The organism is Cyanobacteriota bacterium (genome assembly GCA_025054735.1).
Taxonomy (GTDB): Bacteria; Cyanobacteriota; Cyanobacteriia; order SKYG9; family SKYG9; genus SKYG9.
The window spans coordinates 1-2,552 of record JANWZG010000484.1; the positions used below are offsets into that span (position 1 = coordinate 1).

General features: G+C 46.5%; 2 protein-coding genes. Both read left to right on the forward strand.

Annotated features, from left to right (window positions below; translation table 11 throughout):
* The coding region (locus NZ772_17145) for an EAL domain-containing protein (GenBank protein ID MCS6815283.1) at window positions 1-232 on the forward strand (232 nt) is incomplete at its 5' end.
* Window positions 233-692: 460 nt separating this feature from the next.
* Window positions 693-2,552, forward strand: a 1,860-nt coding sequence (locus tag NZ772_17150; GenBank protein MCS6815284.1) for a GAF domain-containing protein, incomplete at its 3' end; no start/stop codon positions are given.

The window sequence follows — 2,552 nt, forward strand, 5'->3', positions numbered from 1 at the left end:
CCACAATCTGCCCAATGATGCTCGCAACCAGGCGATCGTTACTGCTGTCATCCAAATGGCACATAACCTCAACCTACAGGTCATCGCCGAAGGAGTAGAAACTGAACAAGAACTTGCCTTCCTCCGCCACCACCACTGTGATGCCATGCAGGGGTTTCTATTTAGCCGACCCTTGCCCACTAGTGACTTTGAAGCACTCATTACTACTGGCAAAACTCTGCTCAGGAAGTAGCACCTGTGATTGCGGAAGCTAAGCCAAAAGGAGAAATCTCCACAGCCCGCAGAAACAGGTTTTACTGGGGCAGTTGCAATGTTGGTTGCTAGCACTACTAGGAGATAAGCCAAAATCTACTCTCACGCTAGAAATCTGCAAAAATCTGAATTCATAATCTAGCTGTCACAAGTTTGTCACAATTTGTTTGATACTCTAGTCGGAGTCTATAATTTTTTAATCAAGAATCAAATAATTCAATGTCTTTAAAGGAAATGCAGTTGATTTGACTGAACTTAATCTTAAGTAACCAGATAGCTTGTGTTCTGTAGCACCTAGAGAGAAGGTTACGAGGCCATTGCCATTGAGGCTTGTAATTAGATCTTAGGTTCTCACTACAAGCGTCCTAGCTGATCTAGGCGTTTAGGCACTGCTGTAGCTTGATTTTCATTACACTGAAGTCTTGCTGATTAAAGAACGAATGACTACTCACACCCCGGCACGCCCTTACAGACTGTTCAGGCAACTAGCAACCACACTAGGAATAGCCATGATTGTCACAGGGCTGGTATCGTTAGGGCTGAACTATCAATATGTGCGTACTCACTTCAGACAAGAAGAGGAAGAGGAAATTGCATCCATTACTCGATCCTTACGCTTGACTATTGAAAACTACGTGAACATTTCTAGTTACATTAATGCTAACAAACAGAGTGCTAGTGTTTTAGACCACCCTAGTGCCAAGGTGAAACTTCAGGATTTTCTTCACCCTTACACAGAACTTCCAGATGTCATTAGTGCTACGGTGATTGCACCTGACGGACGTATTATTGCCTATAACAGTCACTCTGACGATAGTGCTCCAGCAGCTAGTACTAATCCTAAGAATTCTATAGCTATAGCACCAGAACTGGCCCTATCCTTTCAACGCCTTGTCTCTAGTAACACAGAGCATCACACAGAGCATTACATTGAGCTAACTCTCAATGGTAAACCAGTATTGGCCCATGCTGTGCCATTAGATACCGCCATGTTTGCAACTACTGCCACTAGGGGACTTGGTTGGCTAGTAGTCGTGCTAGACCTCAACGAGATGAATGGGCAGATTCGACTATTTTTGCTCAAGTCGCTGGCTATTCACCTAGTAACTATTGCTGGGTTAATTGGTATTCTGAGCTGGGTTGCCCAACAGGCGCTCCAGAGGCCATTGCAGCAGTTAAATCAGGCTATTCAAGCCAGCAAGGACTCTGGTGTGTTTTCGCTGCCAAGTTCCATGCCTAATAATGAGGTGGGTTTTTTGGCTAGAACCCTGGATGCAGCGCTTCAAGCTCGTCGACAAGCAGAACGATCGCTACATCAACAAACTGAGCGACTACAACAGCAAAATTACATTCTTAATCAACTAGCTAAGGATCCAACACTTTACACAGACTATCGCAGTGCTGTTAGAGGGCTAACTGAAGCAGTCGTTAAAACCCTTGATGTTGAGCGCGCTAGTGTTTGGCTATATACCGACGATCGTTCGCGGCTAGAGTGCGTGGACTTGTTTGAACGATCACCCCGTCGTCATAGTGCTGGTATTTTCTTAGCAGTGGCAGACTATCCTCAGTATTTTCGAGCATTAGAAGAGACAGAGTTCACCATTGCAGCCCATGATGCCCATCGCGATCCGAGAACCTGCGAGTTTTCTGTCCACTATCTAACTCCATTAGGCATCACATCCATGCTAGACTCTCCCATCCGCTCTGGCGGACAAACTATTGGTGTTTTGTGTATTGAACAGGTGGGTGTTCCTCGCCAGTGGAGTTTAGAGGACGAGCAGTTTGCGCGGGCAATTACAGACTTGACTGCTCTAGCCCTAGAAACGTGCGATCGTCTCCATGCCGAAAACGCTCTGCGTCAGAGTGAATTGACGAACCGAGCATTACTGCGCGCGATTCCAGATTTGCTGATTCACATGAGGCAGGATGGCACGTACCTAAGCGTACAACGGTCTGAGCACGTGCACCTATACAATCCGAACCACAATTATGTAGGTAGCAAAATTTATGATGTCTTACCACCTGAATATGCTCACCAGCGGATGCGCTACGTTCATCTGGCACTGCAAACTGGTCAGCCACAGGTCTACGACTATGCTATAGAAGTCGATGGCAGCCTCCGCTACGAAGAAGCTCGTGTTGTTCCCTGTGGTCAGGATGATGTACTGATCATTGTGCGGGATGTGAGCGATCGCCACCAGGCTGAGCAACAAATTCGCCAGCAGTCTGCTGAGTTAGAGGCTGCCCTAGAGGAATTGCGTCAAACCCAGGCACAAATTGTTCAAGCCGAAAAAATGTCT